This is a genomic window from Streptomyces sp. bgisy130 (assembly GCF_057708345.1).
Genome location: NZ_JBYISA010000005.1, coordinates 79,614 through 106,396 on the forward strand (window position 1 = coordinate 79,614; position 26,783 = coordinate 106,396).

At 74.2% G+C, this 26,783-nt stretch carries 19 protein-coding genes and 1 pseudogene; 10 read left to right on the top strand and 10 right to left on the bottom strand.

The window, feature by feature from the left end; all coding sequences use genetic code 11:
- Positions 1-423 precede the first annotated feature (423 nt).
- Both AC3EUV_RS09285 and AC3EUV_RS09290 read left to right on the top strand, forming a co-directional pair.
- Positions 424-1,716 (top strand): pyroglutamyl peptidase, encoded by a 1,293-nt coding sequence (locus AC3EUV_RS09285; RefSeq protein WP_435602624.1) that lies wholly within the window; start codon positions 424-426, stop codon positions 1,714-1,716.
- A 153-nt stretch (positions 1,717-1,869) separates the two neighbouring features.
- Complete coding sequence (locus AC3EUV_RS09290) at positions 1,870-3,264, top strand: nitrilase-related carbon-nitrogen hydrolase (RefSeq protein ID WP_435602625.1); 1,395 nt, start codon at positions 1,870-1,872, stop codon at positions 3,262-3,264.
- Between the two features lie 61 nt (positions 3,265-3,325).
- On the opposite strand, the gene AC3EUV_RS09295 is transcribed toward AC3EUV_RS09290, so the two are convergent.
- The 7 genes and pseudogenes from AC3EUV_RS09295 to AC3EUV_RS09325 form a co-directional block, all read right to left on the bottom strand.
- Complete coding sequence (locus tag AC3EUV_RS09295; RefSeq protein WP_435602626.1) at positions 3,326-4,249, bottom strand: ribokinase; 924 nt, start codon at positions 4,247-4,249, stop codon at positions 3,326-3,328.
- Between the two features lie 67 nt (positions 4,250-4,316).
- Positions 4,317-6,328: pseudogene (locus AC3EUV_RS09300) on the bottom strand (ABC transporter permease/substrate-binding protein).
- Entirely contained in the window at positions 6,318-7,931 is a 1,614-nt protein-coding gene (locus tag AC3EUV_RS09305) for a sugar ABC transporter ATP-binding protein (RefSeq protein ID WP_435602627.1), read from the bottom strand. The pseudogene AC3EUV_RS09300 and the gene AC3EUV_RS09305 overlap by 11 nt, the downstream one beginning before the upstream one ends.
- A gap of 188 nt (positions 7,932-8,119) precedes the next feature.
- Positions 8,120-9,121 carry a LacI family DNA-binding transcriptional regulator gene (locus AC3EUV_RS09310; RefSeq protein WP_432141711.1) on the bottom strand — a complete coding sequence of 334 codons (1,002 nt, stop codon included), beginning with the start codon at positions 9,119-9,121 and terminating at the stop codon, positions 8,120-8,122.
- A 350-nt stretch (positions 9,122-9,471) separates the two neighbouring features.
- Entirely contained in the window at positions 9,472-9,597 is a 126-nt protein-coding gene (locus AC3EUV_RS09315; RefSeq protein ID WP_018088072.1) for a hypothetical protein, read from the bottom strand.
- Positions 9,598-10,033: 436 nt separating this feature from the next.
- Entirely contained in the window at positions 10,034-10,462 is a 429-nt protein-coding gene (locus tag AC3EUV_RS09320) for an organic hydroperoxide resistance protein (protein WP_168478972.1), read from the bottom strand.
- A 155-nt stretch (positions 10,463-10,617) separates the two neighbouring features.
- Positions 10,618-11,637, bottom strand: a complete 1,020-nt coding sequence (locus AC3EUV_RS09325; RefSeq protein WP_432141709.1) for an NADP-dependent oxidoreductase — start codon at positions 11,635-11,637, stop codon at positions 10,618-10,620.
- An 88-nt stretch (positions 11,638-11,725) separates the two neighbouring features.
- Between AC3EUV_RS09325 and AC3EUV_RS09330 the strand changes: the two genes are divergently transcribed.
- On the top strand, positions 11,726-12,157 hold the full coding sequence (locus AC3EUV_RS09330; protein WP_432141708.1) for a MarR family winged helix-turn-helix transcriptional regulator: 432 nt from the start codon (positions 11,726-11,728) through the stop codon (positions 12,155-12,157).
- A gap of 16 nt (positions 12,158-12,173) precedes the next feature.
- Here AC3EUV_RS09330 and AC3EUV_RS09335 read toward each other — a convergent pair whose 3' ends face one another.
- Positions 12,174-13,823, bottom strand: coding sequence for an MFS transporter (locus AC3EUV_RS09335; protein WP_435602628.1), 1,650 nt, complete (start codon positions 13,821-13,823; stop codon positions 12,174-12,176).
- Positions 13,824-13,992: 169 nt separating this feature from the next.
- Here AC3EUV_RS09335 and AC3EUV_RS09340 point away from each other — a divergent pair, with 169 nt between their 5' ends.
- Positions 13,993-14,949 (top strand): TetR/AcrR family transcriptional regulator C-terminal domain-containing protein, encoded by a 957-nt coding sequence (locus AC3EUV_RS09340; protein WP_435602629.1) that lies wholly within the window; start codon positions 13,993-13,995, stop codon positions 14,947-14,949.
- Here AC3EUV_RS09340 and AC3EUV_RS09345 read toward each other — a convergent pair.
- Positions 14,942-16,174, bottom strand: coding sequence for a PucR family transcriptional regulator (locus tag AC3EUV_RS09345; protein WP_435602630.1), 1,233 nt, complete (start codon positions 16,172-16,174; stop codon positions 14,942-14,944). The two genes, AC3EUV_RS09340 and AC3EUV_RS09345, sit on opposite strands and share 8 nt — an antisense overlap.
- Positions 16,175-16,217: 43 nt before the next feature.
- A complete protein-coding gene (locus AC3EUV_RS09350) occupies positions 16,218-16,364 on the bottom strand; it encodes a hypothetical protein (RefSeq protein ID WP_168478977.1) in 147 nt (48 codons plus the stop codon).
- A 247-nt stretch (positions 16,365-16,611) separates the two neighbouring features.
- Between AC3EUV_RS09350 and pgfA the strand changes: the two genes are divergently transcribed.
- The 6 genes from pgfA to AC3EUV_RS09380 all read left to right on the top strand — a co-directional run bounded on the left by pgfA (position 16,612) and on the right by AC3EUV_RS09380 (position 26,781).
- Complete coding sequence (pgfA, locus tag AC3EUV_RS09355) at positions 16,612-17,601, top strand: cell envelope lipid trafficking protein PgfA (RefSeq protein ID WP_435602631.1); 990 nt, start codon at positions 16,612-16,614, stop codon at positions 17,599-17,601.
- A 317-nt stretch (positions 17,602-17,918) separates the two neighbouring features.
- Complete coding sequence (locus tag AC3EUV_RS09360) at positions 17,919-19,082, top strand: glycosyltransferase family 4 protein (protein ID WP_432141703.1); 1,164 nt, start codon at positions 17,919-17,921, stop codon at positions 19,080-19,082.
- 7 nt (positions 19,083-19,089) lie between these two features.
- Positions 19,090-19,815: a class I SAM-dependent methyltransferase gene (locus AC3EUV_RS09365; RefSeq protein ID WP_432141702.1), complete on the top strand. Its 726-nt coding sequence runs from the start codon at positions 19,090-19,092 to the stop codon at positions 19,813-19,815.
- Positions 19,812-24,446, top strand: a complete 4,635-nt coding sequence (locus AC3EUV_RS09370; protein ID WP_435602632.1) for an alpha-(1->3)-arabinofuranosyltransferase domain-containing protein — start codon at positions 19,812-19,814, stop codon at positions 24,444-24,446. The genes AC3EUV_RS09365 and AC3EUV_RS09370 overlap by 4 nt, the downstream gene beginning before the upstream one ends.
- The gene (locus AC3EUV_RS09375) at positions 24,443-26,047 is read left to right on the top strand and encodes a condensation protein (RefSeq protein WP_435602633.1); all 1,605 of its coding nucleotides are present in this window, start codon (positions 24,443-24,445) and stop codon (positions 26,045-26,047) included. The genes AC3EUV_RS09370 and AC3EUV_RS09375 overlap by 4 nt, the downstream gene beginning before the upstream one ends.
- Positions 26,044-26,781, top strand: a complete 738-nt coding sequence (locus AC3EUV_RS09380) for a class I SAM-dependent methyltransferase (RefSeq protein WP_432141699.1) — start codon at positions 26,044-26,046, stop codon at positions 26,779-26,781. Before AC3EUV_RS09375 ends, AC3EUV_RS09380 begins: the two co-directional genes overlap by 4 nt.
- The last annotated feature ends 2 nt before the right edge of the window (positions 26,782-26,783 follow it).

Sequence of the window (26,783 nt, forward strand, 5' to 3'; positions counted from 1 at the left end):
CGCGTGCGGGTGCAGGGGCGGCTGGCGGTCGTACGGATACGGGGCCGGCTGCCCCGGCTGCGGGTCGTACGGGCCGACGGGCGGCTGCGGGTGGGCGCCCGCGGGCCGTTGCGGGTGGGGCGCTGTGGACTGTTGCGGGTGCTGGGGCCCCGTTGGCGGTGGTCCGTACGGCTGGGCATACGGGTGCGGGCCGTGCGGCGGTGGCGGAGTGGCCACAGAGATCCCCCTGAGTCTCGTGGAGTGCGCCGGACGCGGCGGCGGACCGGACCGTACCGGACGGGATCGGACGGGACCAGGAACCCTATCCGCGGGCACCCGGTACGGACCGGGCCGGGTCGCAGGCCCAAGTCGGGGGCAGGAACAGGACAGCGGGGCGGCCGGCGCCTCTACCGCCCCCACGCCCACACCGCTTTACTCGCCCCCATGAGACGCATACGTACCAGGATGGGCACGCTCGGTGTCGCGCTGATGGCCGCCGTCCCGCTGGCCCTGACGGCTCCGGCCGCCGCGGCGCCCGCGACGGACAGCACGGTGGAGGAGGGGCGGCTGACACAGGAGGCACCGCAGGAGATCCTGCGGCGCAGTGGTTTCGACGTGTGGGAGCGGGAGTTCGCCCGCGGGCTGGCCCGGGTGACGAGCTACCCGGAGGCCCGCCGCTATGTCGCGGACGAGGGGCGGGCGCTGTGGCGGCGGGCCGTGGACCGGGCGCAGGGCCGCGGGCCCGACGGCGGCGATCTGAGCCGGGACGACGACCGTCCGCTGTATTGGGCGCGGCTCGGGATGACGAAGGAACTACGGCAGTGGCAGCCGGAGTTCGGGCTGCCCCAGGACCGGCGCGACGCCCTGCTCGGGTCGCTGGAGCGGGGTTCGCGCGGGCAGGACTCGATCGCGCTGCCCGCCGGGAAGGAGGTGCTGCGGGTGGTGGTGACCGGCTTCGACCCGTTCCAGCTGGACGCCGACGCCCGGCGGAGCAATCCGTCGGGGGCGGCGGCGCTCGCGCTGGACGGGACGACCGTGCGGACCGCCTCCGGGAAGCCCGCCCGGATCGAGACCGCCGTCTTCCCCGTACGGTGGGCCGACTTCGCGGCGGGCACGGTGGAGCGCACCCTGCTGCCGCACTTCCGGAGTGGCCCGCGGCAGGCCGATCTGTTCACGACGGTCAGTCAGGGGCGGCCCGGCCGGTTCGATGTCGAGCGGACCAACGGGGCCTGGCGGGGCGGCTATCCGGACAATGCGCGGGATTCCCGAACGGAGCTGGTGCCGATTCCGGCAGGGGTGCCGACCGTGCGGCCGCAGCCGCAGTGGACGACGACCAGCCTGCCGTACGCCCGGATCGTGGCGGCCGGCACCGGACCGTACCCGGTGGTCGACCACACCGCTGTCACCGAGATCCCGGCGGGCGGCGGCGCGCCCGTCGACCGCCCGGACGGCCCGACCCCGGGCTCCACGGCGCGTGCCGGGGGCGGCGGGGACTATCTGTCCAATGAGATCGCCTACCGGGCGACGCTGCTGAGGGACGCGGTGCGGCCGGCGATCCCGGGCGGGCATCTGCACACGCCGGTGCTGGAGTTCGGCCCGGACAACACCGACCCCACGAACGGCCAGGTCACCGACCCCGTCTTCGTACGCAACCGGACCGCGATCACCGGGCAGGTGCGGGCGGTCGTAACGGTGGCGGCGTCGGAGGCGGCGGCGCGGGCGGCGGACCGGAAGTAGCCGGACCGGCGTTGCCTTGGGGCGGGCGGTCCGGCGGCGGGAAAAAGCCACCGGACCGACCGCCCCGACCGCCCCGATCGGCCCGGATCTCCCATGCCGCCTGGTGCCGCCCGATCCCGCCCGGCCCCCCGACCCGCCCGGCATCATGGGCGAATGATCATTGCTGCCGCACAATTCCTCCCGGTACCGGGCGATATCGAGGCCAACGCCGTCCGGATGGCCGGGCTCCTCACAAAGGCCGCCGGGCGCGGCGCGGGGCTGGTGGTCTTCCCCGAACTCGCCCTGACGCACTACGACCTGGCCCTGATAGCCGCCGACCCCGTGGGCATGCCGGTCACGGCGGACGACGCCCGGCTGGCACCCGTACGGGAAGCCTGCCGGGCGACCGGGACCGCGGCGGTCGTGAACGCGGCGGGCCGCGCCACCGGCGGCGGGTCCCGTCCGGCTATCTCCTCGTTCGTTTTCGGCCCGGACGGCGCCCTGGTCACCCGCTACGACAAGGTCCATCTGTACGGGGACGAGAACACGGTGTTCGCGCCGGGCACCGCCGAGGGCCGCTGCACCCTGGGCGGCATCCGGTTCGCGCTCGCCACCTGCTTCGACAACAGCGTCCCCGAGGTGGCGGCGCGGGCCTCGGCGGACGGCTGCCGGGTGTCGCTCGCCAGCTCCTTCCACGGTTCGGCGGAGCGTGTGGCGCGGTATGCGCAGCAGGCGCGGGACCACGGTCTGCAGGTGCTGCTCGCCAACGGCATGGGGACCGGCGGCTCGGCTTCGGGGTGCGGCCTCAGCGGCGCCTGGCTGCCGTCGGGCGAGCGGGTGGCGGCGGCCGCCGAGTGGACCGGGCCGGTGCCGGGGGACGGCGCGGAGCTGGTGTTCACCGATGTCCGCGACCGGATCACGCTGATGGCGGACCCGGCGGTGGCCGCGGTCCCCGTCGAGGAGTGCGGTGAGCCGCTGGTGGACGTACGGACCGCGGCGCCCGGGCTGCTCGTGGCCGAGGACCGGACCGACCCGCTCGGCTCCTTCGCCTTTCTGCGGGAAGGCGTGCTCCAACGGCTGCTGGCGGCGCAGGAGTCACTGCCGGACGGGCTGCGGTTGCAGTTCGTCGAGGGCTACCGGCCGCCGGGGCTCCAGCGCCGCTACTTCGAGGAGTACGCGGACGAACTGCGCGCCGCCCACCCCGACTGGGACACCGCCCGGCTCCACCAGGCCGCCAGCCGCTATGTGTCGCCGCCCGGGATCGCACCGCACAGCGCCGGTGGTGCGGTGGACCTCACCCTCGTCACCGCCGAGGGGGAGCCCGTCGACATGGGGACCCCGATCAACGCCTCCCCCGAGGAGAGCGGCGGCGCCTGCTACACGGCCGCGCCGGAGCTGACGACCGTCGCCCGCGCCCACCGCCGGGTGCTGAACGCCGCGCTGACCGCCGCCGGTCTGGTCAACTACCCCACCGAGTGGTGGCACTGGTCCTACGGCGACCGCTACTGGGCGCTGACCACCGGCGCGGACCACGCGCTGTACGGGCCGAAGGAGCTGGACGGGCGGTGAGGTGGGGTGAGAGCGGTTGCCGGGCGGCGCCGGGCGATGCCGGCCGGTGCCGCCCCCGGCCTCAGCCCTGCGGCTGTTCCGGCGCCAGTACCTCCAGCTCCGCCCGGGTCGGGTAGGAGGGCTGGGCGCCCGGCTTGGTGACGGCGGCGGCGCCGACCCGTACGGCGAAGCGCGCCGCGCCGGCCAGCGTGTCGCCGCGGGCCAGGCGGGTGGCGAGGGCGCCGGTGAAGGCGTCGCCGGCGCCGGTGGTGTCCACGGCCCTGACGCGTACGCCCGGGACGTTCTCGGCTCCGGAGTCGTCCAGGACCAGCGCGCCGTCGCCGCCGAGGGTGACCACGACGGAGCGGGCGCCCCGGTCGCGCAGGGCCTGCGCCCATTGGGCGGGGGTGCCGTCGGTCAGCCCGGAGAGCTGCCGCGCCTCGTGCTCGTTGACCACCAACGGGTCGGCCACCGACAGGAGTTCGGGGGCCAGCGCCGCGGTGGGGGCCGGGGAGGGGTTGAGCACGACGCGGGTGCCGGCCTGCTCGGCGGCCGCGGCGGCGGCCCGTACGGACTCCATGGGGATCTCCAGCTGGAGGGAGACCACGGCGGAGGCGGCGATGGTGTCCTTCGCGGCGGCCACGTCCTGTGGGGTGAGCGCGGCGTTGGCGCCCGGCGAGACCACGATGCTGTTGTCGCCGTCCGGGTCGACGATGATCATCGCGGTGCCGGTGCGGGCCGTCCCGTCCACGATGACCGGGGTGACATCGGTGCCCGCGGCGCGCTGGGCGCCGAGCAGCAGCTCCCCGTACGCATCGCCGCCGACCCGCGCCAGCAGCGCGGTGCGCCCGCCGATCCGGGCGGCGGCGGCCGCCTGGTTGGCGCCCTTGCCGCCGGCCGATTCGACCAGGTCCGTGCCGAGCACGGTCTCGCCCGCGCCGGGCCGCCGGTCGACCCGTACCGTCAGATCCGCGTTGGCCGAGCCGACCACCAGGACGTCATACATGCACCGCTCTCCCACTTCTTCTCAGCTGTCCTTCCCGGCCGCCCCCTTGGACGTGCCGGCCTCGCTCTCAGTCGTCGAACTTCGCGGCGTTCTCGGCGGTCACCAGCACCACCGGCACCCGGACCGACCGCGGCAGCTTCTCACTACGGGACGCCTTCATCGCCCAGTCCACGGCCTGTTTGCCGAGGAGTTTCGGCTGCTGGGCGACGGTGGCGGTCAGGGTGCCGCCGCGGACCGCCCGGACCCCGTCGGGGGTGCCGTCGAACGCCACCACCTTGACGTCCTTGCCGGAGCGGCCGCCCAGCGCCTTGGACGCGCCCAGCGCCATCTCGTCGTTGGCGGCGAACACCCCGCCGAGGTCGCGGTGCGCCTGGAGCATGTTGGTCATCACGTCCATGCCCTTGGTGCGGTCGAAGTCCGCGGGCTGGCGGGCGACGACCTGGATGCCGGGGTACTTCTTGATGCCCTCCTCGAAGCCTTTGCCGCGCTCGCGGGCGGCGGAGGTACCGGCCTGCCCCTCCAGGAAGGCCACCTTGCCCTTGCCGCCGAGCGATTCGGCCAGGGTCTTCGCGGCGAGCCGGCCGCCCGCGACATTGTCGGAGGCGATGGTCGAGCCGACCGTGCCGCCGTTGACGCCCCGGTCGATGGAGATGACCGGCACCTTCGCCCGGTTGGCGACGCCGACGGCCGGGACCGCGGCATCGGAGTCGACCGGGTTGATGATGGCCGCCCTGACGTTCTGGCTGGTGAACGTCTCCATCTGGTTGATCTGCTGGGTGGGGTCGTTCTGGGCGTCGGTGATGTTGAGGTGCAGCCCGCGGGCATCCGCCTCGGCCTGGGCGCCGTCCTTGATGCCGACGAAGAACGGGTTGTTCATCGTGGACAGCGCCAGCCCCAGATCGGTGTTGCCGCCGCGGTCGCAGCCGGCCAGGCCCAGGGCGACGGTCGCGGCCAGCCCGGCCGCCAGCGACGCCTTGATCCGGGTGTGCTGCCGGGTGCTCCGCCAGGCGTTCCGCCAGACGTTCCGCCGGGTGTTCTGCCGACCGTTCCGCCGGGTGTTCCGCGGGGCGTTCATCGCGCGCTCCGGCGGCGCAGGGTGTCCAGGAGCACCGCCACCGCGATGACCAGTCCGGTGGCGACCTGCTGCCAGAACGCCGAGACGCTCAGCAGGTTGAGGCCGTTGCGCAGGACGGCGAGGATCAGCGCACCGATGAGGGTGCCGGAAGCCTTGCCGGAGCCGCCGGAGAGGCTGGCCCCGCCGATGACGACGGCGGCGATGGCGTCCAGCTCGTAGCCGGTGGCGGCCTGCGGCTGGGCGGAGGTGAGCCGGGCGGCGAGCACGATGCCGGCGACCGCGGCGAACACCCCGGACAGCGCGTAGATCGCGAGCTTGCGGCGCTTGACGTGAATACCGGAGAGCCGGGCCGCCTCCTCGTTGCCGCCGATCGCGAACATCGCCCGGCCGGCGTACGTACGGGCCAGCACCAGCGCGGCGATCAGCCCCATCGCGATCATGACGAGCACGGGCACCGGCAGCCAGCCGCCGAGGGTGTCACCGAGCGCGCTGACCGAGCCGGGGAAGGGGATCGGCGAGCCGCCGGAGATGACCAGGGCCAGGCCGCGGCCGACCGAGAGCATCGCCAACGTGGCGATGAAGGCGGGCAGTTTGCCGTACGCGACCAGCGCGCCGGAGACCAGACCGGCCGCCGCGCCGACCGCCAGGCCGAGCAGTACGGCCATCCAGACGGGCAGGCCCTCGCCGGTGGCCGCCCAGGCCACGACGGTGGCGGAGAGCGCGGCGACCGAGCCGACCGAGAGATCGATACCGGCCGAGACGATCACGAAGGTGACGCCGAAGGCGAGGATCGCGGTGACCGACGCCTGGACGCCGACGTTGAGGAGGTTCTGCCCGTTGAGGAAGTCCCCGGACAGCGCCGCCATCACGACAACCAGGGCGATCAGCCCGCCGAGCGGGCCGTTCCTGAGGACCGCCCGGGAGAACCACGGCCCGAAGCCGCCCCGGTCCGGTGCCCGTCCCACCGCCTCGGCGGCGGCTCCTGTCTTCACCTCAGTGGACATCGGAGCCCTCCATCGCGCTCTCGTCGTGCTTTGTGCTCGTGGCGGTGCCGTCCGTGCTCCCGGAAGCGGCAGCGGGGGCCTGGAGCGCCAGTTCCATCACGGCGTCCTGGGTGGCCTCTTCGGCCGACAGCTCACCGGCCAGCCGGCCCTGCGACATCACCAGCACCCGGTCGCTCATCCCGAGGACCTCGGGCAGATCGCTGGAGATCATCAGGACCGCGCGGCCGGCCGCCGTCAGCTCGTTGATCAGCTGGTAGATCTCGACCTTGGCGCCGACGTCGATCCCGCGCGTCGGCTCGTCGAGGATCAGCAGCCGGGTGTCCGTCAGCAGCCACTTGCCGATGACGATCTTCTGCTGGTTGCCGCCGGAGAGGGTGCGGGCGCTCTGGCCCAGGCCGCTCATCCGGACCTTCAACCGCTCGGCGGCGGTGGCCGCTTCGCGCCGCTGCGCACCCCGGTCCACCAGCCCGCCGCGGGTGTCCCGGTCGAGCCGGGCGAGGGTGAGATTGTCCTGGAGGGAGGCGTCCAGCACCAGGCCCTGGCCCTTGCGGTCCTCCGGTACGAGGCCGAGCCCGGCGCGCATCGCGGCCCGGACATCGCCGCGGGCCAGCTCCTTGCCGTCGATCTCGACCGTGCCGGCGTCATAGCGGTCCACGCCGAAGACCGCCCGGACCACCTCCGTACGGCCCGCGCCGACCAGCCCGGCGAGGCCCACGACCTCACCGGCCCGCACCTCGAAGTCGATGCCCTCGAAGACCGGTCCGGCCGCGGTGCCGTTACGGGTCAGGCCGCGGACGCGCAGCAGGGGCGCGCCCGGCTCGTCGGGGCGCCGGCGCGGGTACTGCTCGGCGATGTCCCGGCCCACCATCAGGCGGATCAGCTCGTCCTCGTCCGTCGAGGCCGGCACCTCCGCGACGGAGCGGCCGTCCCGCAGCACCGTCACCCGGTCGCCGAGCGCGCCGATCTCCTCCAGGTGGTGGGTGATGAAGATGATGCCGACGCCGGCATCGCGCAGCTCCCGGACGATCTCGAAGAGGGTCTCGACCTCCTCGGAGGTCAGCACCGCGGTCGGCTCGTCCATGATCAGGACGCGGGCGTCCAGGCTGAGCGCCTTGGCGATCTCGACCATCTGGAGGCGGGCGATGCCCAGTTCGGCGACCGGGGTGTTCGGGGACACGTCGAGCCGTACGCGCCGCAGCAGTTCGGCGGCCCGGGTCCGCATCGCCTTCTTGTCGACCAGTCCGAGCCGGGTGCGCGGCTGCCGGCCCAGGAAGATGTTCTCGGCGACGGTCAGCCCGGGGACGAGGTTGAACTCCTGGTAGATGGTGGCGATGCCGAGCCGCTCGGCGTCCTGCGCCGAACGGATGGTGGCCTCGGCGCCGTCCACGAGGAGCCGGCCCCCGTCGGGGCGGTGGGCGCCGGAGAGCATCTTGATGAGGGTGCTCTTGCCCGCACCGTTCTCGCCGAGCAGGACATGCACCTCACCGGTGCGCAGGGTCAGGTCCACGCCATCGAGCGCGCGGACACCCGGGAACGACTTCGTCACCCCCTCCACGCGCAGCAGTTCGCGGCCGCCCGGTACGTCGTCGTTGACGCCGGTCATGCGCTGCTCCTCTCTTTGTCGGGTGGGGTGGGGGGTTGGGTGGCTGGGGTGGCTTCGGTGGTGGGTGGCTTGGGCGGTGGCCGGCTGGGGTGGTCGTTGGTTTGCGTAGGGCGTGGTCGCTGGTTTGGGTGGCCCGCCCGGACGGGGTGCCGGGGCCGGAGTGCCGGGCCCGGCCCGGGCGGGCCTGCTCAGGGGGCGGGCACTTCGCCGCAGGAGCGGCGGGTGACCAGCCGGGCCGGCAACAGCACCGAGTCGGCGGGCCGGCCCTCGATCCGCGCCAGCAGGGTATGGACGGCGGCCCGGCCCAACTCCCGGGTGGGCTGGGCAATGGCGGTCAGCGGCGGATCGGTATGGGCGAACCACGGCACGTCGTCGTACACCACCAGCGCCACATCGTCGGGGACCCGCAGCCCGCGGGCGCGGAGTTCGTCCATCGCGCCCAGCGCCATCAGGTTGTCGGTGGCCAGCACCGCGTCCGGCGGCTCGGCGAGGTCGAGGAACGCGCTCATCACCTGACGGCCGCCGGCGGGCTGGAGGTCGAGGGTGGCACCGACCCGCTCGTCGGGCAGGGTGAGGCCGTACCCGCCCAGCGCCGTACGGAAGAACCCGAGGCGCTCGTCGCCGGTGGGGGTGCCGGCCGGGGCGACGATGATCGCGGGGCGGCGGCGGCCGTGTGCGGCGAGATGGGCGGCGAGCTCGGTGAGCGCGGTACGGCCGTCGGCGCGGACGCAGGGGGCGTCGACACCGGGCACGGTGCGGTCCAGCAGCACCAGCGGGGTGCCGGAGGCGACCACCTCGCTGAGCATCGCCGAACCGGTACCGGCCGAGCTGACCAGCAGGCCGTCGATCCGGCGGTCGAGCAGCGTGCGGATGTAGTCGTCCTGCTGCTCGGGGCGCTCACCGGCGTTGCCGATGACCAGGCTGTAGCCGAGGCTGCGGGCCTCGTCCTCGACGGCGTCGGCCAGCTCGGTGAAGAAGGGGTTGGTGAGATCACTGATGATCAGGCCGAGCGCACCGGTCCGCGCGGTGCGCAGCGCACGGGCGACGTTGTTGGGCCGGTAACCCAGCTCCCGTACGGCGGCGAGCACCCGCTCCCGGGTCTCGGCAACCGGACTGTGGCCATTGAGCACCCGCGAAACCGTGGCCACGGAAACCCCTGCCCGCTCCGCCACATCCTTGATGTTCGCCATGGCACCGTTGCCGTTCCGTTGGGTCGCTGGCGGGTGGTCGCTGGTCGCCCCTTCAGTGCGGGGGCGGGTTCGCCTTGATCGCCTTGATCGCCGTGTAATCGTTTCCGCGAGGATTTCGTGGGGGCTACGAAATCGATTACATGGGGGGTGCGTCAAGGTGGGGGGAATGTTGCTTGCGTCACAGGGGGTGGGGGGCGTGGAAGGCCCGAGCCCACAGGGAGTGCGCGGTACGGAAAGTGTGCGGGCGCGAGTCGCGCGGGTGGTGTCGAGCCCGGGCACTCCCCCGTTGACCGTCCCGCCTCGACGGCGGGTACCGGCCGTGTCCGGACCCCGTGGGGCCGGCCCCGGCGTTACCGGGCGAACTGCCCCACACAAGCGACGATCGCCACCAGCAGGCCCAGCACCCCGATGACCACCTGCCATCTGTCAGACGGCGCCCACCGGTCGCTCTCCTGCTCCGTGTCCTGATCGTCCATCGCTCCTCCTCGCTCCTCCGGACAGGCCCCGGAAGCCAGGGCCCCCGCCGGCCGACCGCCGACGGAGCTGTGGGGAGGAACGTGGTGAAGCGCCGCCAGAATAGCGCGAGTTGAGCCGACACAGGCCCGAAAACCGGACCGAAGACCGGGAGTGAAGCGCGGACCAAAGACCGGGACCGGAGACCGGGAGTGAAGCACGGACCCAAGACCGGGACCGAAGGCCGGGAGTGAAGCGCAGGCCCAAAGCCCCGGACCGAAGACCGGCGGCGAACAACGAGACCGAAGAGTGGGAGCGAAGAGCGGCCTCGCGGCGGCACCCAGGGGGACCCCACCCCCTGTCACGAACGTGGGGACCGCACCACACCCGCAGACACCAGAGGGCCGCACCCCGTCGCGGGATACGGCCCTTGCGCAGATGCGCGGGTGACGCCGTGGGTCAGGCGACGGTCAGCTTGACCTCGATGTTGCCGCGGGTGGCGTGGGAGTACGGGCACACCTGGTGCGCCTTCTCCACGAGGTCCTGGGCGGTGGCCGCGTCGACCTGCGGGATCGAGACGGCGATCTCGACCGTGAGGCCGAAGCCCCCGTCCGGGGTCTTGCCGATACCGACCTTGGCGGTCACCCGGGAGCCGGAGACATCGGCGTTCTCCCGGCGGGCGACGACGCTGAGCGCGCCCTGGAAGCAGGCGCTGTAACCGGCGGCGAACAGCTGCTCGGGGTTGGTGCCGGCGCCGCTGCCGCCCTGCTCCTTGGGCGGGTTGACGACCACGTCGAGCTTGCCGTCGTCGCTGGCGACGCGGCCGTCACGGCCGTTCTCAGCGGTGGCGACGGCGGTGTAGACGACATCGACGGTCTGGATGGACATACCGAATCCTCCTGTGGTTCGCCGCGACTCGCGCCCACGGATCGCGACGGCGTGCCGCCGAGCCTAACGGGCGGGCGCAAGAGGCGAGGGGGACGGGGGAGGTGAGGCAGGGGGCGGGGGCGTCGTCGGCAGCCGCCCCGCCCCCGCCGTGAGGCTCAGGACTCCAGGCTGACGATCATCTTGCCCGTGTTGTCGCCGCGCAGCAGGCCCAGGAAAGCTTCGACGCCGTTCTCTATACCAGGCACCTTGGTCTCGCTGTACTTCAGTTCGCCGGAGCGGATCCAGGCGGAGACCTCCTCGACGAACTTCGGCTGGAGGGCGGCGTGGTCGCTGACCAGCAGGCCCTGGAGGCGCAGGCGCTTGCCGATCACCATGGCGAGGTTGCGGGGGGCCGGGCTCGGCTCCGTGGCGTTGTACATCGAGATCATGCCGCAAATGGCGGCACGGCCATGGACGTTGAGGGAGCTGATGGCGGCTTCGAGGTGGTCGCCGCCGACGTTGTCGAAGTAGACGTCGATACCGTCCGGGGCGGCCTCCTTCAGCTGCTTGCCGACGTCGCCGTTCTTGTAGTTGAAGGCGGCGTCGAAGCCGTACTCCTCCACCAGGAGCTTGACCTTCTCGTCGGAGCCGGCCGAGCCGATGACCCGGGAGGCGCCCTTGAGCTTGGCTATCTGGCCGACCTCGCTGCCCACCGCACCGGCCGCGCCGGATACGAAGACGGCGTCGCCCTCCTTGAAGGACGCCACCTCCAGCAGACCCGCGTACGCGGTCAGGCCGGGCATGCCCAGCACGCCGAGGTAGGCAGTGAGCGGGGCCAGCGACGGGTCCACCTTGGCGGCGCGCTTGGCGTCCAGGACCGCGTACTCGCGCCAGCCGAGGCCGTGCAGGACATGGTCACCGACGGCGATGGAGTCATCGCGCGAGGCGATGACCTCGCCGACCGCGCCGCCCTCCATCGGCTGGTCGAGCTGGAAGGGCGGGACGTAGGACTTCACATCGTTCATCCGGCCGCGCATGTACGGGTCGACGGAGAAGTGCTGGGTGCGGACCAGGATCTGGCCCTCGCCGACCTCGGGCACCGCGGCCTCGCGCAGCGCGAAGTCCTCCGGGGTGGGCCAGCCGTGGGGGCGGGCGACGAGGTGCCATTCGCGGCTGGTCGTGGGCAGTGCGGACATAAGCGCGATCCTCCTAATGCTTCAGGTGATGAAACAACCATGCTCCTCGATATTTCAGGTTGTCAAGTAAATGGGTATCCTCTTGTGCATGACCCCCCGCGCAGACTCCCTGACCGTCGAGGTCGTCGACCTCATCGGCACCGTCGTGGCCCGTTACTACGAGGAGTACGAGCACGCCGCGACCGAGCATTCCCTCACCGGCGCGCAGGCCCGGGTGCTCAGCCTGCTCTCCATCGAGCCGCTGCCCATGCGCAAGGTCGCCCAGCGCCTGAAGTGCGAGCCGTCGAACATCACCGGCATCGTGGACCGGCTGGAGTCCCGCGGCCTGGTCGAGCGCCGCCCCGATCCGGCCGACCGCCGCGTCAAGCTCGCCGCCCCGACCGAGGAGGGCGCGCGTCTGGCCCGGGCCCTGCGGACGTCCCTGGACTTCGCGCGCGAACCCCTCGGCCGGCTGACGGTCGCCGAGCGGACGCTGCTGAAGGAGCTGCTTCAGCGGATGCTGGGCGTGGCCCCCGAGTGAGCCGGGTGAGCGGCCGTCAGCGGCCCTGCCCTGCCACCGGCACACCAGCCTCCCCCGCGCCGACCTCCGGCACCCCGGCCACCCCACCGGCCTCCCCCTCCCCCTCCGCTCCCGGACCTCCCAGCCCCCGCAGCAGCATCATGGCCAGCACCGCGGCGCAGGCCATCACCCCCGCGGCGCACAGGACGGCCGACTGAAGGCTGTCGGTGAAGGCGGACCGGGCCGCCGCCAGGAGTGTCTCGCCCGCCCGGGCCGGGAGTTCGGTGGCCACCGCGGCGGCGCCGGCCAGGGTTTCGCGGGCCGTGTCGGCCGCGGACGACGGGAGGCCGGCGGGCAGGGCGTCGGCCATGTCCGCGCGGTAGACCGCGCTGCCGATGCTGCCCAGGACAGCCATGCCCAGGGCGCCGCCCAGTTCGGTGCCGGACTCCAGCAGGGCCGAGGCGGAGCCGGCGCGCTCGGGCGGGGCGAGGCCGATGGCCAGTTCGTTGCCGAGGGACATCACCAGCACCAGGCCCGAGGCGTAGACCGACGAGGCGACCAGGACGAACCACAGGGCCGAACCCGGCTCCAGCCAGGACAGCCAGACGAAGCCGCCGGCCGCGATGGCGAATCCCAGGGCGATGACATACGCCCGGTCCATGCGCTGGGCGAGCACGGCCGCCGTGGGTGCCATGCCGCCCACCGCGAGGGTCGGCAGCAGGTTCCACAGCGCCGCCTCCATGGGGCTCATGCCCCGTACGGTCTGGAGGTACTGGGTGAAGAAGACCGCGCAGCCGACGACCGCGAACGTCGCCAGCAGGTTCATCAGGACCGAGACGCTGAAGCCGCGGTGGCGGAACAGTTCCAGGTCGAGCATCGGATGGCGGGCGGTGCGCTGGCGGTACACGAAGGCCGCGGCGGCCAGCAGCCCGGCCGCGAGGACGAGGACCGGCCGCAGTGCCAGGCCGTCGCGGGCGATCTCCTTGACGCCGTAGACCGTCGGCAGCATCGCGAGCAGGGACAGCAGCGAGCCGGGCAGATCGAAGCGCCCGGCCGCCGGGTTCCTGAACTCCGGCAGCAGCAACGGGCCGCAGACCAGCAGCAGCACCATCGCCGGGGTGTTGATCAGGAAGACCGAGCCCCACCAGAAGTGTTCCAGCAGCGCCCCGCTGAGCACCGGGCCGACCGCGATCCCGCCCATCACCGCCGAGGACCAGATCGCGACGGCCCGGCCGCGCTGTTTGGCGTCATGGAAGAGGTTGCGGATCAGCGCGAGGGTGGACGGCATCAGGGTCGCGCCGCCGATGCCGAGCAACGCCCGTGCGGCGATGAGCATTTCGGCGCTCTGCGCGTAGGCGGCGACCCCGGAGGCGAGGCCGAAGAGGAGGGCGCCGGACAGGAGCAGCTTGCGGCGGCCGATGCGGTCGCCCAGCGCGCCCATGGTGATCAGCAGGCCGGCCAGGACGAAGCCGTAGACGTCCAGGATCCACAGTTGCTGGACGCTGCTGGGCTCCAGTTCCGCGGTCAGGAACGGGACCGCGAAGTAGAGCACCGAGACGTCCATCGAGACGAGCAGGCAGGGCAGCAGGAGGACAGCCAGGGCGGTCCACTCCCGGCGGCCGGCCGACGGCGGGGAAGGCTGCGATGGCTGCGACGGCGGCGGGGATGTGTACGAGGTAAACGACATGGATGACACCGTAAACATGACAGGCTTACGGTGCAAACAGCAGGCCAGGTAAGGGGATTGAAGGTGCGTCACACTAGTGCACTTGCCTAGTGCAATGCCCTGGTGGGGTCGGCATTGATACCCTCACGGCCAGCAAACACCCCTGGTGCACTAGTACGGAGGTCACCCCGTGGAGCAGCCGGCGCCGCCCTATCGCCGGATCGTCGACGCGATCCGCTGCCGTATCGACTCCGGCGAGCTCGCGCCGGGCGACCGGGTGCCCTCGACCCGGCGGATCACCCAGGAGTGGGGCGTGGCGATGGCGACCGCCACCAAGGTGCTCACCACGCTGCGCCAGGAAGGCGTGGTCCGCGCCGTGCCGGGCGTGGGCACGGTGGTGGCCGAGCCGCCGCCGCAGCGGGCCGCGCGCCCCGAACTCCCGCGGGAGCGGCGGCCGCGCGAGACGGACCGCGGGCTGAGCCGCGAGAGCGTCGTACGGGCCGGTCTCAAGATCGCCGACGCCGAGGGGCTGCGGGCGCTGTCGATGCGCCGGGTGGCCGCCGAGTTCGGGGTGTCCTCGATGGCGCTCTACCGCCATGTGGCCAACAAGGACGAGCTGGTGGTGCTGATGGCGGACGCGGCGTTCCGCGATGTCGCGCTCCCGGACCCGGCGCCGGAGGACTGGCGGGCGCGGATGGCGGCGGGCGCACGGCTGCAATGGGAGCTCTACCAGCGGCATCCGTGGCTGGCGCACTATCTGTCGATCACCCGGCCGCAGCCGATGCCGCGGGCGATGGCGCTCATCGAGTGGACCATGGCGCGGGTGACGGGCATGGACCCGGTGACGCTGATCCATATGGCCGTCACGCTGCTCAACTACGTGCGCGCCACCGCCGCCGGCTTCGAGGACGATCTGGAGGCCGAGCAGGAGACCGGGATGGACCGGAGCCAGTGGATGGCGTCCATGGAGCCGGTTTTCGAGGGCATCCTCACCTCGGGCTCGTACCCCATGTACGGGGGGATCTCGGGGCACGACGACGGTGTGGTGACGCTGACGTCGCTGTTCGAGTTCGGGCTGGCCCGGCTGCTGGACGGGATGGCGGCGCTGGTGGAGGGCCGGGCGGCGGACTCCGGCGGGGTCAGTTGAGGTCCCCGCGCAGCCGCCGGGCCCGTAACACCAGCTCCAGTTCGAAGCGGCGGTCCGGGTCGTCGATCTCCGCGCCCCATAACTCCCGTATCTGGCGCAGCCGGTAGCGCACGGTCTGCGGATGGACGCCGAGCCGGGCGGCGACCTCGGGGGCGCCGCCGCGGGTCTCCAGCCAGGCCAGCAGGGTCTCCGCGAGCCGCCGGCCATGGGCCGGGCCGCAGCTGTCCAGGGGGGCGAGGCGGCGGCGGGTGAGCTCCTCGATCAGCTCCTCCGGCGGCAGCAGGACCAGCGCCTCGGTGTGCTCGGTGCACTGGAGCAGCTCGCCCGCGGGCAGCAGCCCGCGCTCCGTCAGATCGACCGCGGCGCCGGCCCAGCGCAGCGATTTGGCGGCGTCCAGCAGCGGTACGGCGGGGCCGATCGCGCCGGACCAGCCGGCCGCCGCGCGGGCCAGCAGCTCCCGCCGCCCGGGGGCGTCCGGTTCGGGCACCACCATCCGCGGCCGCTCGCTCTCCATGTCCAGCAGGACGTCCGGGGCGACGGCGGGCGCGACCGACTCCCGGGCCGGGCGCAGCAGGACCGCGACCGCGACCCGCCCGGGCAGCGTCCAGCCGATCGCGGCGGCGCGCTCGGCGAGGGCCGACGGCACCCCGTCCGCCGTCCCCGCGCCGCGCCGCCGTCTTGCCGGTCCCGTGAACAGCTGCTCCATCAGGCGCCGTTGCAGCCGCAGCCGTTCACCGGCCTGCCGGGCGGCGGCCTCGGCGTAGCCGCGTACGGACTCGGCGACCAGCCCGTCCAGATACTCGTAGCCGGACTCGGCGAGCTCGTACATCGCGGGTGCCGGGATCGCGAGCTGCTGGCCGATCTCGGCGAGCCGCCGCCAGGCCAGCCGGACGCCCAGCCGGTAGACGGCCTGGAGGACGTCCAGGCTGCGGCCCTGGATGCCCTCGCCGCGGCCGTACTCCTGGAAGACCCGCGGGTGGACATGCGGCCGGTCCGGGCCGGCCGTCAGATGCGCGACGAAGTGCTCCAGCGACTGGCGGATGCCCACCAGCGCCCGGGGCTCGCCGAACTCGTCCGGAACCAGCGGGAGTTGGGGGTAGGTGCGGCGGATCTCCCGCAGGATGTCCTGGGCGAGGGTGGGCACCTCCTCCAGTGCCCGGGCGGCGAACTGCCGTACCTGGTAGGGCGGGACCTCCCGCCAGGCCGAGCGGACGGCCGTCACCATGACCCGGACCTCCTCAGCACGCCCGCCTCCCCGGGCCCGCCCGCTACTCGCCGCTCCGGTCGAAGGTCACCAGCGGCACATTCGGCTGCTCAGGGGTGGCGTCCAGGGCGGCGACGATACCGAGCGCAACGCCGGCGGCGAGGGCGGCGGCGGTCAGCGCGGTCAGTGCGGCGGCGAGCGTACGGTGCATGGCGCGGCGAGCCCTTCGTCGATGCCGGAGCCCGTCGGCGGTCTCCGTCGAGGTTGGCGCGGCACCCGGCACGGCGGCCCGGGGTCGCGTCCCACAGCGCGGCACCACGGGAGTCGTGGTGCCTGCCGAGTGTGGAAGGGCATTGACGCCCTGTCAAGAGTTCCCATACGTTCCCGGCCCATGGCGCCCCGCGGCGCCCGCACGTGCACCAGAGCGTGATTCCCCCACCGCTTCCAGGAGTGCCCGTATGCCCGTATCCGGCAAGCCCGCCGCCTCCCCCACCACGGCCACCGCCGCCCCTCCCCTGTCGCTCGCCGTCCTCGGTCTCGGCGTCTTTCTGCTGGTCCTGGCGCCCCTGCTGGCCTGGTACGTCACGCCACGGGCCAAGGTCACGCCGGTCGACGTGGATGTCACCACCGTCTTCACCGGCGACGGCAGTTACTTCGACACCGACGCGCTGAAGACCCGGGACCACCGGCGGATCACCATCACCCGGCACGTACTGGGCGATGTCGCGGCGAGCGAGAAGAGCGGGCGGGCCGTCTGGGACGTCTCCACGACGGTCGACACCCCGCAGACGCTCGCCCTGAAGGACCCGCGCCGGGCGTTCCAGTGGACCACCGAGCGCTGGGTCACCGACCGGCGCAGCAATGCGCCGGTGCACTGCTGCGCGGAGGCCCCGACCCGCTTCGACGGCGATGCCTACCTCAAGTTCCCCTTCGATGTGCGCAAGACGGGCCATCGCTGGTGGGACAACACCCTGGGCGCCGCCGTCCCGCTCCGCTTCGCCGGTACGCGGGCGGTCGAGGGCCTCCAGGGCTACCGCTTCACCGGGACCGTGCCGCCCGCCCGGACCGGCAGCCGGCAGGTCCCCGGGCGGCTCGTCGGACGGCCGGAGCAGGGCCAGATCCAGGCCGAGGAGTGGTACGCCAACTCCGGTATCGAGCTGGTCGTCGAGCCGCGCACCGGCCGGATCATGGATGCCGTGATCTCGCCGGTGAAGACGCTGCGCGCACCCGGCGCCCGGCGTACCGCGGTGACGCTGCTGCGCGGCGAGCGGTTGCGGTTCACGCCCGCGACGCGACGGGCGCAGGTGCGGCTGGCGGGGGCGGACCGCGACAAGCTGGTGCTGGTCGGCCGGACGCTGCCGGTCACGGCCGCGGCGGCGGGGGCGGTGCTGGTGCCGGCCGGGGTGGTGTGGGTGGTGCGCGGGCGGCGGACGACCGCCCGGTCCTGAGCGAAGTGATGAACCGTCAGACCAAATCGGGGCCGTTTTTGTCATCCCGGTGAGTAGCCGCGGGTCACGGGGCGGGCGAAAACTGTCCACCCCACACGCGGACCACCGGCCTTCCGGTCGGCGCACCTCCGCTTCACCGCCGTGCACGTCCACCGCACCGCAGCACCGCGCCACCACACCGCAGCGCACCTCCGCTCCACCACAGCACAGCGCCACTTCGCGGCCTGGCACCGCATGAGGCAGCACGGCCCGCACGACTCAGTACGCAGTACGTCCCCCACCGCCGGTACCGCACCCTGAGACGAGTTGGATCGCAGATGCCCCCGTACGCACACCCGTCCCCGCCCCCCGCAGCGCCCGCCCCCTCGGCGTCCGGGCCACCCGGCTCGGGGCCGCCGCTGCCGCGCCGGATCGTCTTCCTCGCCCGCCGCGATCTGGGCAACCCCGCCGCCGGCGGCTCCGAGCTGCTGGTGGACCGGATCGCCGAGGGGCTCGCCGCCCACGGGCACCAGGTCACCCTGCTGTGCGGCGGGCCGCAGGGAGGTGACCCCACCCGCGGCTACCGGGTGGTGTCCGCGGGCGGCGACGCCGGTCATTTCCTGCGGGTGCCCCGCCAGTTGGCGCGCCGGGTCGGCCCCTGCGATCTGCTCGTCGAGGTCTGCAACGGCATGCCGTACCTCGCGCCGTTGTGGCACCGCGGTCCCACGCTGTGCCTGGTCAACCACGTCCATACGGACCTGTGGCGGCTGCGCTGCCCGGGGCCCGCCGCCCGGCTCGGCCGCCGCCTGGAGCACTGGGCGCTGGCCGGTGCGCACCGCCGCGATCTGATGGTGGCGGTCTCCGGCTCGACCGCGTCCGCGCTGCGCGGCCTCGGTGTCGACGCGGGGCGGATCCGCCTGGTGTACAACGGCGTGGCGGAGCCCGGCCCGCTGGCCGCCAAGGCGCCGGAGCCGCTGTTCCTGGCGATGGGGCGGCTGGTCGAGTACAAGCGCATCGATCTGCTGCTGCGGCTGTGGGAGCGGGTCCGGCCGGTGACCGGCGGCCGGCTGGTGATCGTCGGCGACGGCCCGGAGCGCGCCCGGCTGGCCGCGATGGCCGGGCCCGGCGTCACCTTCACCGGCCATGTCTCCGAGGAGCGCAAGCACCAACTGCTGAGCTCCGCCTGGCTGTTGCTGCATCCCTCGCTCGTCGAGGGCTGGGGGCTGGTGGTGATGGAGGCCGCCGCCCGCCGCACCCCGGCCGTCGGCTTCGACATCCCGGGCCTGCGGGACTCCGTCGAGGACGGCACGACGGGGCTGCTGGCCCGCGGTGAGAGCGCGTTCGCCGCGCACTGGTGCACCCTCGCGCTCAGCGCCCGGCGCCGCGACGCCCTGGGCCGCGCCGCCGAACGGCGCGCCGCCCGCTTCCGGTGGAGCCATACGGTGCAGAGCTTCCGGGCGGTCGCCGCGGAAGCCGCCCTCGACCCGCTCCCCAGGCGGTGACGGCCCGGTGCGCGACCCCTCGCTGCGCAGGTCCGCCGCCCTGTTCCGGGCGTTTCTGCGGGAGCGGACCGACCCCGGGCACTGCTACCGGCTGCTCGCCCGGGACGCCGCCGACCAGATCGAACGGTATGCACCGCTGCGGGACGCGGTGGTCGCCGATGTCGGCGGCGGCAGCGGCTACTTCACCGCGGAGTTCCGCCGCCGCGGCGCCCGGAGCTGGCTCTTCGAACCGGATACGGCGGAGCTGACCGCGCACGGCCCGCCGCCCGAGGGCGCGGTGCTCGCCGACGGCTATCTGCTGCCGCTCGCCGACGGCGCCGCCGACATCTGCTTCTCCTCCAACGTCCTGGAGCATGTCGCCGACCCGCAGACCTTCCTGAGCGAGCTGATCCGGGTCACCCGCCCCGGCGGGCTGATCTACGTCGCCTTCACCAACTGGTTCTCCCCCTGGGGCGGCCATGAGACCGCGCCCTGGCACTACCTGGGCGCCGAGCGGGCCCGCGCCCGCTACCGGCGGCGCACCGGACGAGCGGCCAAGCACACCCTGGGCGTCAATCTGTTCGCGGTGCACATCGGCCGCACCCTGCGCCAGGTCCGGGCCCGTGACGACATCGCCGTGGTCACCGCCCGCTCCCGCTATGCGCCGTTCCTCGCCGAGGCCATCCCCCGCCTCCCGGGCGTCCGGGAGGTCGCCACCTGGAACCTCCTCCTCATCCTCCGGCGGTTGCCATGACCCAGACCCTGAGGCCCCTCCCGTCCCCCGGCTCGCCCGAGGACGGGGGCCGGCCGACACCCGCCCCCGCGCCGCCGCCCGACCGGCCCCGGCGCAGACGCTGGCTGTTCGCGTTCTGGGCGCTCGCGCTGGCCGGCTTCCTCGCGCCCTCGCCAGGGAAGATGACGTTCGAGACCAAACTGGGTGTGACGACCGACCCGTGGCGGTTCCTCGCCGACCTCGGGCAGTTATGGCACGACCGGGCGGGCCTCGGCGGCATCGCCGACCAGTACGTCGGCTATGCCTTCCCCACCCTCCCCTACTACGGCCTGGCCGACCTCGCCCATGTCCCGGTGTGGCTGGCCGAGCGGCTGTGGATGTCGCTGATCGTCACGGCGGCGTTCTGGGGTGCGCTGCGGCTGGCCGAACGGCTCCGCGTCGGCACCCCGCCGGCCCGGCTCCTGGCCGCCGCCTGCTACGCCCTGTGGCCGACCTTCACCCTCGTCATCGGCTCCACCTCCGCCGCCGCGCTGCCCGGCGCCCTGCTCCCGTGGGTGCTGCTGCCGCTGACCGACACGCAGGCCCGCGCCCGTATCGCGGCCACCCGCTCGGCGCTGCTGATCCCCTTCATGGGCGGGGTCAACGCGGCCTCGACGCTGGCCGCGCTGCTGCCCGCCGGCCTGTATCTGCTCTCCCGTACGGGGCCGCGCCGGGCGAAGCTGCTCGCCTGGTGGCTGCCCGGTGTCGTCCTGGCCACCGCCTGGTGGGTGGTGCCGCTGCTGCTGCTCGGCCTGCACGGCGAGAACTTCATGCCGTACATCGAGCAGGCCGACACCACCACCGCCACCATGTCCGCCACCGAACTGCTGCGCGGCGCCGGCAACTGGGTCGGCTACCTCCACTTCGGCGAGCCCTGGCTGCCGGCCGGCTGGACCCTGACGGCCCGGCCCCTCGCGGTGCTCGGCTCGGCGCTGGCCGCGGCGCTCGGCCTGGCCGGGCTGGCCCGCCGGGATCTGCCCGAGCGCCGCTGGCTGCTGCTGACCGTGCTGGCCGTGGCGGTGATCGCGCTGGCCGGGTACGGCGGGGCGCTCGGCGGGCCGCTGCACGGGCTGTGGCAGGACTGGCTCAACGGCTGGCTGCGCCCGTTCCGCAACATCTACAAATTCACCCCGGGCCTGGCCCTGGCGCTCACCCTGGGCCTGGCGCATCTGCTCGCGGTCGCCACCGAACACCGCGGCACCCGCCGGATCCCCGCCCGCCGGCGCCTCCCGCTGGTGACGGCGCTCCTCGTGCTGCCCGCCCTCGCGCTGCCCTTCCTCACCGGCACCGTGCTCCAGCCCGGCGCCTTCACCCAGCTGCCCGCCTCCTGGCAACGGGCCGCGGCCTGGCTCCACAAGAACTCCCCGCACAGCCGCGCGCTGGTCGTCCCGGCGACCGCGCACGGCATCTACACCTGGGGCTCCCCCATCGACGAGCCGCTCGATGTCCTCGCCACCTCACCCTGGGCCCAGCGCGACTTCGTCCCGTTCGGCACCCCCGGCGCCCGCCGCACCCTGGACGCCGTCGAACAGGCCCTGCTGACCGGCTCCCAAGTCCCCGGCCTGCGCGACTACTTGGGCCGGGCCGGACTGCACGACGTGGTCGTCCGCAACGACCTCGACCCGGACCAGATCGGCTACGTCCCGCCGCAGACCGTCAAACGCACCCTCCAGGCGTCCGGCTACCGCAAGGTGGCCGCCTTCGGCCCGCTGACCACCGGCGGCCGGATCCCCTCCGGGGCACCCCTCCAGGTCCAGGGCCTCTATCCGCGGCAGCGCGCCGTCGAGATCTACCGGCCGCAGGACACCCCCGCGCCCGGCCCGGTCACCACCCGGGCGGTCGCGGACACCGCGCAGCTCAGCGGCGGCCCCGAAGCCCTCCTCCAGCTGTCCGCCGACCCCGCGCTGCGCCGCCGCGCCACGGTGCTGACCGGCGACCGCCACCCCGGCCTCGGCACCCCGCCGCTCCAGCTGACCGCCGACGGCCTGCGCCGCGCCGACACCCGCTTCGGGCTGGTCAACAGCAACACCTCGTACACCTACACGGCCGGCGAGCGGAACCATCCCGACAGCGTCCAGGACCCCGGCCGCCCGCCCCGGCAGATCCTGCCGACCACCGGCCCCGGCCACCAGACCACCGCCGTGCTCCGCGGCGCGTCCTCGGTCACCGCCTCCAGCAGCGGCAACTGGCTCTTCCAGCTGCCGCAGTACGACCCGGTCCACGCGTTCGACGGCGACCCGGACACCGCCTGGGCGGAAGGCAGCGCCGCGAACCCCATAGGCCAGTGGGTACGGATCGCCTTCCCCCGGCCCGTCACCCTCCCGTCCGCCCTGTCCCTGACCCCGCTGCCCGGGGACGGGCTGCGGGCCGCCCCGACCTCCGTACGGATACAGACCGACCGCGGCACCACGGAGGACACCCTGCGCCCCGACGGGACGCCACAGCGGGTCAAGGCCCCGGCCGGCCGGGCGACCTGGCTGAAGGTGACCATCCTCGGCTCGCAGACACCGCGCGCCGGGCTCTCCGGTGCCGGCTTCCGGGAGATCTCCGTCCCCGGCGTCCAGGTCACCCGGCTGCTGCAACTCCCCACCGACGCCGAGCGTTCCGGCGCGCCCGCCGAGGTCGTCTCGCTGCACCGCGGCAGCGACCCGGGCGGCCTCTCCCCGGTCTCCGCCGAGGCCGGGCTGCACCGCCAGTTCCGCACCGGCCCCGCCGCCGCGTACCGCATCTCCGGCCAGGCGCTGGCCGTTCCCGGCCCCGAACTCGACCGGCTCCTGGACCGCATCGCACCGGAACAGCGGGACCGGATCACCGCCACCGCCGACTCCACCGCCTTCGGCTTCGGCCCGTCGCTCAGCCCCCGCAACCTCGTCGACGGCGATCTGACCACCGCCTGGATCGCCGGTGACCGGCCCACCGTGCATCTGCGCTGGCCCGGCAAGAAGAAGATCGACCAGATCGTGCTGGCCGCGGCCGGCGGCCTCGCCACCCGGCCCGAGCAGATCCTGATCAACTCGCCGGACGGGGCGGCCACCGCGGGCGTCGACGAGAACGGCCAGGCCCGCTTCGACCCGATCACCACCGACCGCCTCGACCTCACCATCAGCAAGGTCAAGCCGCTGACCCTGCACAACCCGGTCGCCGGCCAGGCGCTCCAACTCCCGGTCGGCCTCAGCGAGATCCACCTCCCCGCACTCGACGCCTACCGCACCCCGCGGCCCGCCGCCGACGCCCGCTTCTCGCTCGGCTGCGGCCAGGGCCCGATGCTCGCCGTCGACGGCGTCCTGCACGCCACCGAGGCCACCGGCTACGTCCGCGACCTCACCGAACGCCGCCCCGTCGAGGTGCGGTTGTGCGCCGGCCCGGCCCGGGACGGCCGCCTGGACCTGCCGCCCGGGCGCCACCGGGTGGAGGCGGGCGACCAGGGGCCGCTGGCGCTGACGGATGTGACGCTGCGACGGGGGGCGACGGGGGATGCGGGCGCCGTGGGCGGCGGAGCGGGGCGGGAATCTGTCGCCGCGGGCGACGGGGCGGCGCGGGAATCTGCCGCCGCGGGTGGCGGGGCGGCGCTGCGGTCCGCCGGCCCGGTGCGGAAGGTCACCGCCGGGGACTGGTCGGGGGACCGCCGCAGCGTCGCGGTCGGCGCCGGCCGGGCCGTCTACCTCCAGATGCACGAGAACGCCAACGACGGGTGGCAGGCCACACTCCACGGCCGACGGCTGACCCCGCTCCGCGTCGACGGCTGGCAACAGGCCTTCCTCGTCCCGGCCGGCGCCGGCGGCACCATCGAGCTCTCCTACACCCCGGCGGTCGCCTACGACCTGGGCCTGGCGGGCGGCGCCCTGGGGGTGGCGCTCCTGCTCCTCTCCGCCCTCGTCCGCCGCACCCCCCGCACCCCGCCACTCCCGGCACCGCCGCCACCCGCCCCGTCCTGGGTGCTGGGAGTGGTGACACTGACCGCGGTACTGGCCCTGGCCTCCGGCCCCTACGCCCTGATCGTGCCGGCCCTGGCACTCCTGGCGTACTTCCGGCCACACCTCCTCGTCCCGCTGGCCCTGACGGCGATGGTCACCGCCGGAGCCGTCGCGGCCCTCGGCGCGGGGGAACCCCACGCCGCCGGCAAGGGCGCGTTCAGCGCCACCGCGCAGGCCCTGGCACTACTGGCGTTGGCCGCGGCGGTGGTCACCGTACGGGGGCGGGCGTCGCGGGGGTCGGTGCCTGTGGTGGGGGCGGATGCGGATGCGGGTGGGACGGGGGCGGAGGGGCCGGGGGAGGTTTCGGCTGGGCCGTCCGGACCGTCCGGGTCGCCCGGGCCGTCCGGGCCGTCCGAACCCTCCGGACCTTCCGGACCTTCCGGCGCAGTTGACCCGCCCGGACTGTCCGCGCCGCCGCCACTTCCGCACCGCGTGCGGGACGGGGACGGCGGCCCGGCCGCTGTGGGGCGTCCGATCGTGGCCCGGGGACGGACACCGGGCGCCGGCCCGAACTGGGCCGAGCGGCACCGGCCTCGGCCGGGCGGTCCCGTACGACCGGCCGACAGCGAGCCCGTACCACCCGCCGACCGCGGCCCCGCACCGCCGACCGACCACAGCGGGGAGGACACCACCCGATGACCGCACTGCAACCGGCCCGGCACGAACCACCTGACGAACGTGGGGCATCGCCCGACGGACGTGGCACCTCGCCCGACAGCCCGGTCGAGCTCTCCCCCGCCCCCTCCCCCTCTCCCCCTTCGGGGGAGGGGGCGGGGGGTGGGTTCGGGGGTGGGGGGGAGCAGAGCCGCGGCAGCGCCGTAGCCCGCCTCCCCTTCCCCGTCGTCGATGAGATCTCCCGGCACTGTCTGGACGACGGCGAGCCGGAGACCGTACACATCGAGGTGCATCTCCCCGGCCGGGTCGACCCCGTACGGCTGCGCGCCGCGTTCCACCGGGCGCTCGCCCGCCATCCGCGCATCCTGATGCGGCAGGCGCCGGTCCGCTGGTGGCACCGCCGCTACCGCTGGCAGCTCACCGCCGCCCCGGACGTGGACCCGGTCGACTTCCCGCCGCCCGGCCCCGGTGCGCTGGCCCGCGCCCGGCAGCGCGCGCTCGACCACTGTCCGCCGCTGGACGCCTCGCCTCCCGTACGGCTGGAGGTGATCGAGGGGGCGACGGCAGGCGGCACCGTGCTGCTGCTCACCCTCCACCACACCGCGCTGGACGGGCCGGCCTGTCTACGGGTGCTGGCCACCGCCGCCGAGCTCTACGGCGGCGCCGACAACTCCCCCGCCCCCGCCCCCGTACGCGCCCCCGGGCCCCGTCCGGAACCACCACCCGCCGACCAGGCACCGGCCCCCGGCCCCCGCCTCGCCCGCCCGGCACGAATCGCCCCCGCCCCCAACCCAGCCCCGGCCCCGGCCCCGAACCCAGCTCCCGGCAACGCTCCCCAGCCCGGCAAGCCCACCCACCCCGGCAACGGCATGCTCCTAACCGAGCTCCCAATCCCAGCCCGCCCCCCACGCACTCCCGCCCAGCCGGCGCCCTACACCGTCAACGACCAACTCCTGGTCGCCACCTGGCTGATGGTCGCCCGCTGGAACCGACTGCACGCCCCGGCCCACCCCCACGCCACAGCCGCCGCCCCCATCGTCGTCACCATGCCCGTCGACGACCGGCCGCGCGATGCCGGGATGCCCATTGGCAACGGCACCCGGCTGGTGTCGGTCGGCTTCGGTCCCGAGGAGCGCCGGGACGCCGGGCCGCTCACCGCCGATCCGCCCGATCCGGACGCGGTGGCGCGGCTGCTGCGCCGCACCGCCGCCCGTACCCGCGCCCTCAAGGCCGCCGCCCCGGGGCCTCAACTCGGGCTCTACGCCACGATGCTGACCGCGCCTGTCCTCCCGGTCGGGCTGCGCGGCGCGGTCACCCGTACGCTGCGCCGCGCCGCCGCGCCCTGGACCTCCACCACGCTGCTGTCCAACATCGGCCGGATCCCCTACCCGCTGGACTTCGGGGACGCAGGCCGGCCGACCGCGGTGTGGTTCTCCGCCCCGGCCCGGATGCCGCGCGGGCTCACCGTCACCACCGTCTCCGTGGCCGGCCGGATCCAGCTGGCACTGCGCTGGTCCCCGGCCCTCCTGGACGACGCGGCCGGCGCCCGGCTCGGCGACCTGTTCCGCTCCTCCCTCGCCGCCACCGCCTGGGCCCCGCCCCCGGCCGGCGGAGCGGCCCGGTGACCCGGCCCCCCGCCGCGCTGCGGGACTTCTACGAGAACCCCGCCGTGCCGGTCGCGTCCGGCGCCGCCCGCAGCCGGCGGCAGGCGGTGCTGCTGGCGCGTGCCCTGGGGCCCGTACGCACCGGGACTCCGGCCGCCACCATCCTGGACGTCGGCTGCGGCGACGGTTCGGCGGCGGCCGTCGCGGCGGAGCTGCTCACCGGTCACCGTCTGGTCGGCGTCGACTGGTCGCAGGACGCCCTGCGCCGCGCCCGGACCCGGATCCCCTGGGCGGTGCGCGGCGAACTCGCCGACGGGGGGCTGCCGTTCGCGACCGGTTCCGCCGACGCGGTCCTCTTCAGCGAGGTCATCGAGCATCTCGTCGATCCCGATGCCGCCCTGGACGAGCTGCGCCGGGTGCTGCGCCCCGGCGGCCATCTGATGCTCTCCACCCCCAACCTCGCCGCCTGGTACAACCGCGGGCTGCTGCTCGCCGGGGTCCAGCCCGTCTTCTCGGAGGTGAGCATGCGCGGGATCCACGGCCGGCCCGGTACCCAGGTCGTCGGCCATCTGCGGCTGTACACGGCCCGTGCCCTGCGCGGCTTCCTCGCGGCATCCGGCTTCGAGGCCGTACGGATCGCCGGTGCGCCGTATCACGATGTGCCGCGGCCGCTGCGCCCCCTCGACCGCGCCGCGTGCCGGGTCCCGTCGCTGGCCTCGATCCTGCTCGCCCATGCCCGCCGGGCGGGGGAGTAGCG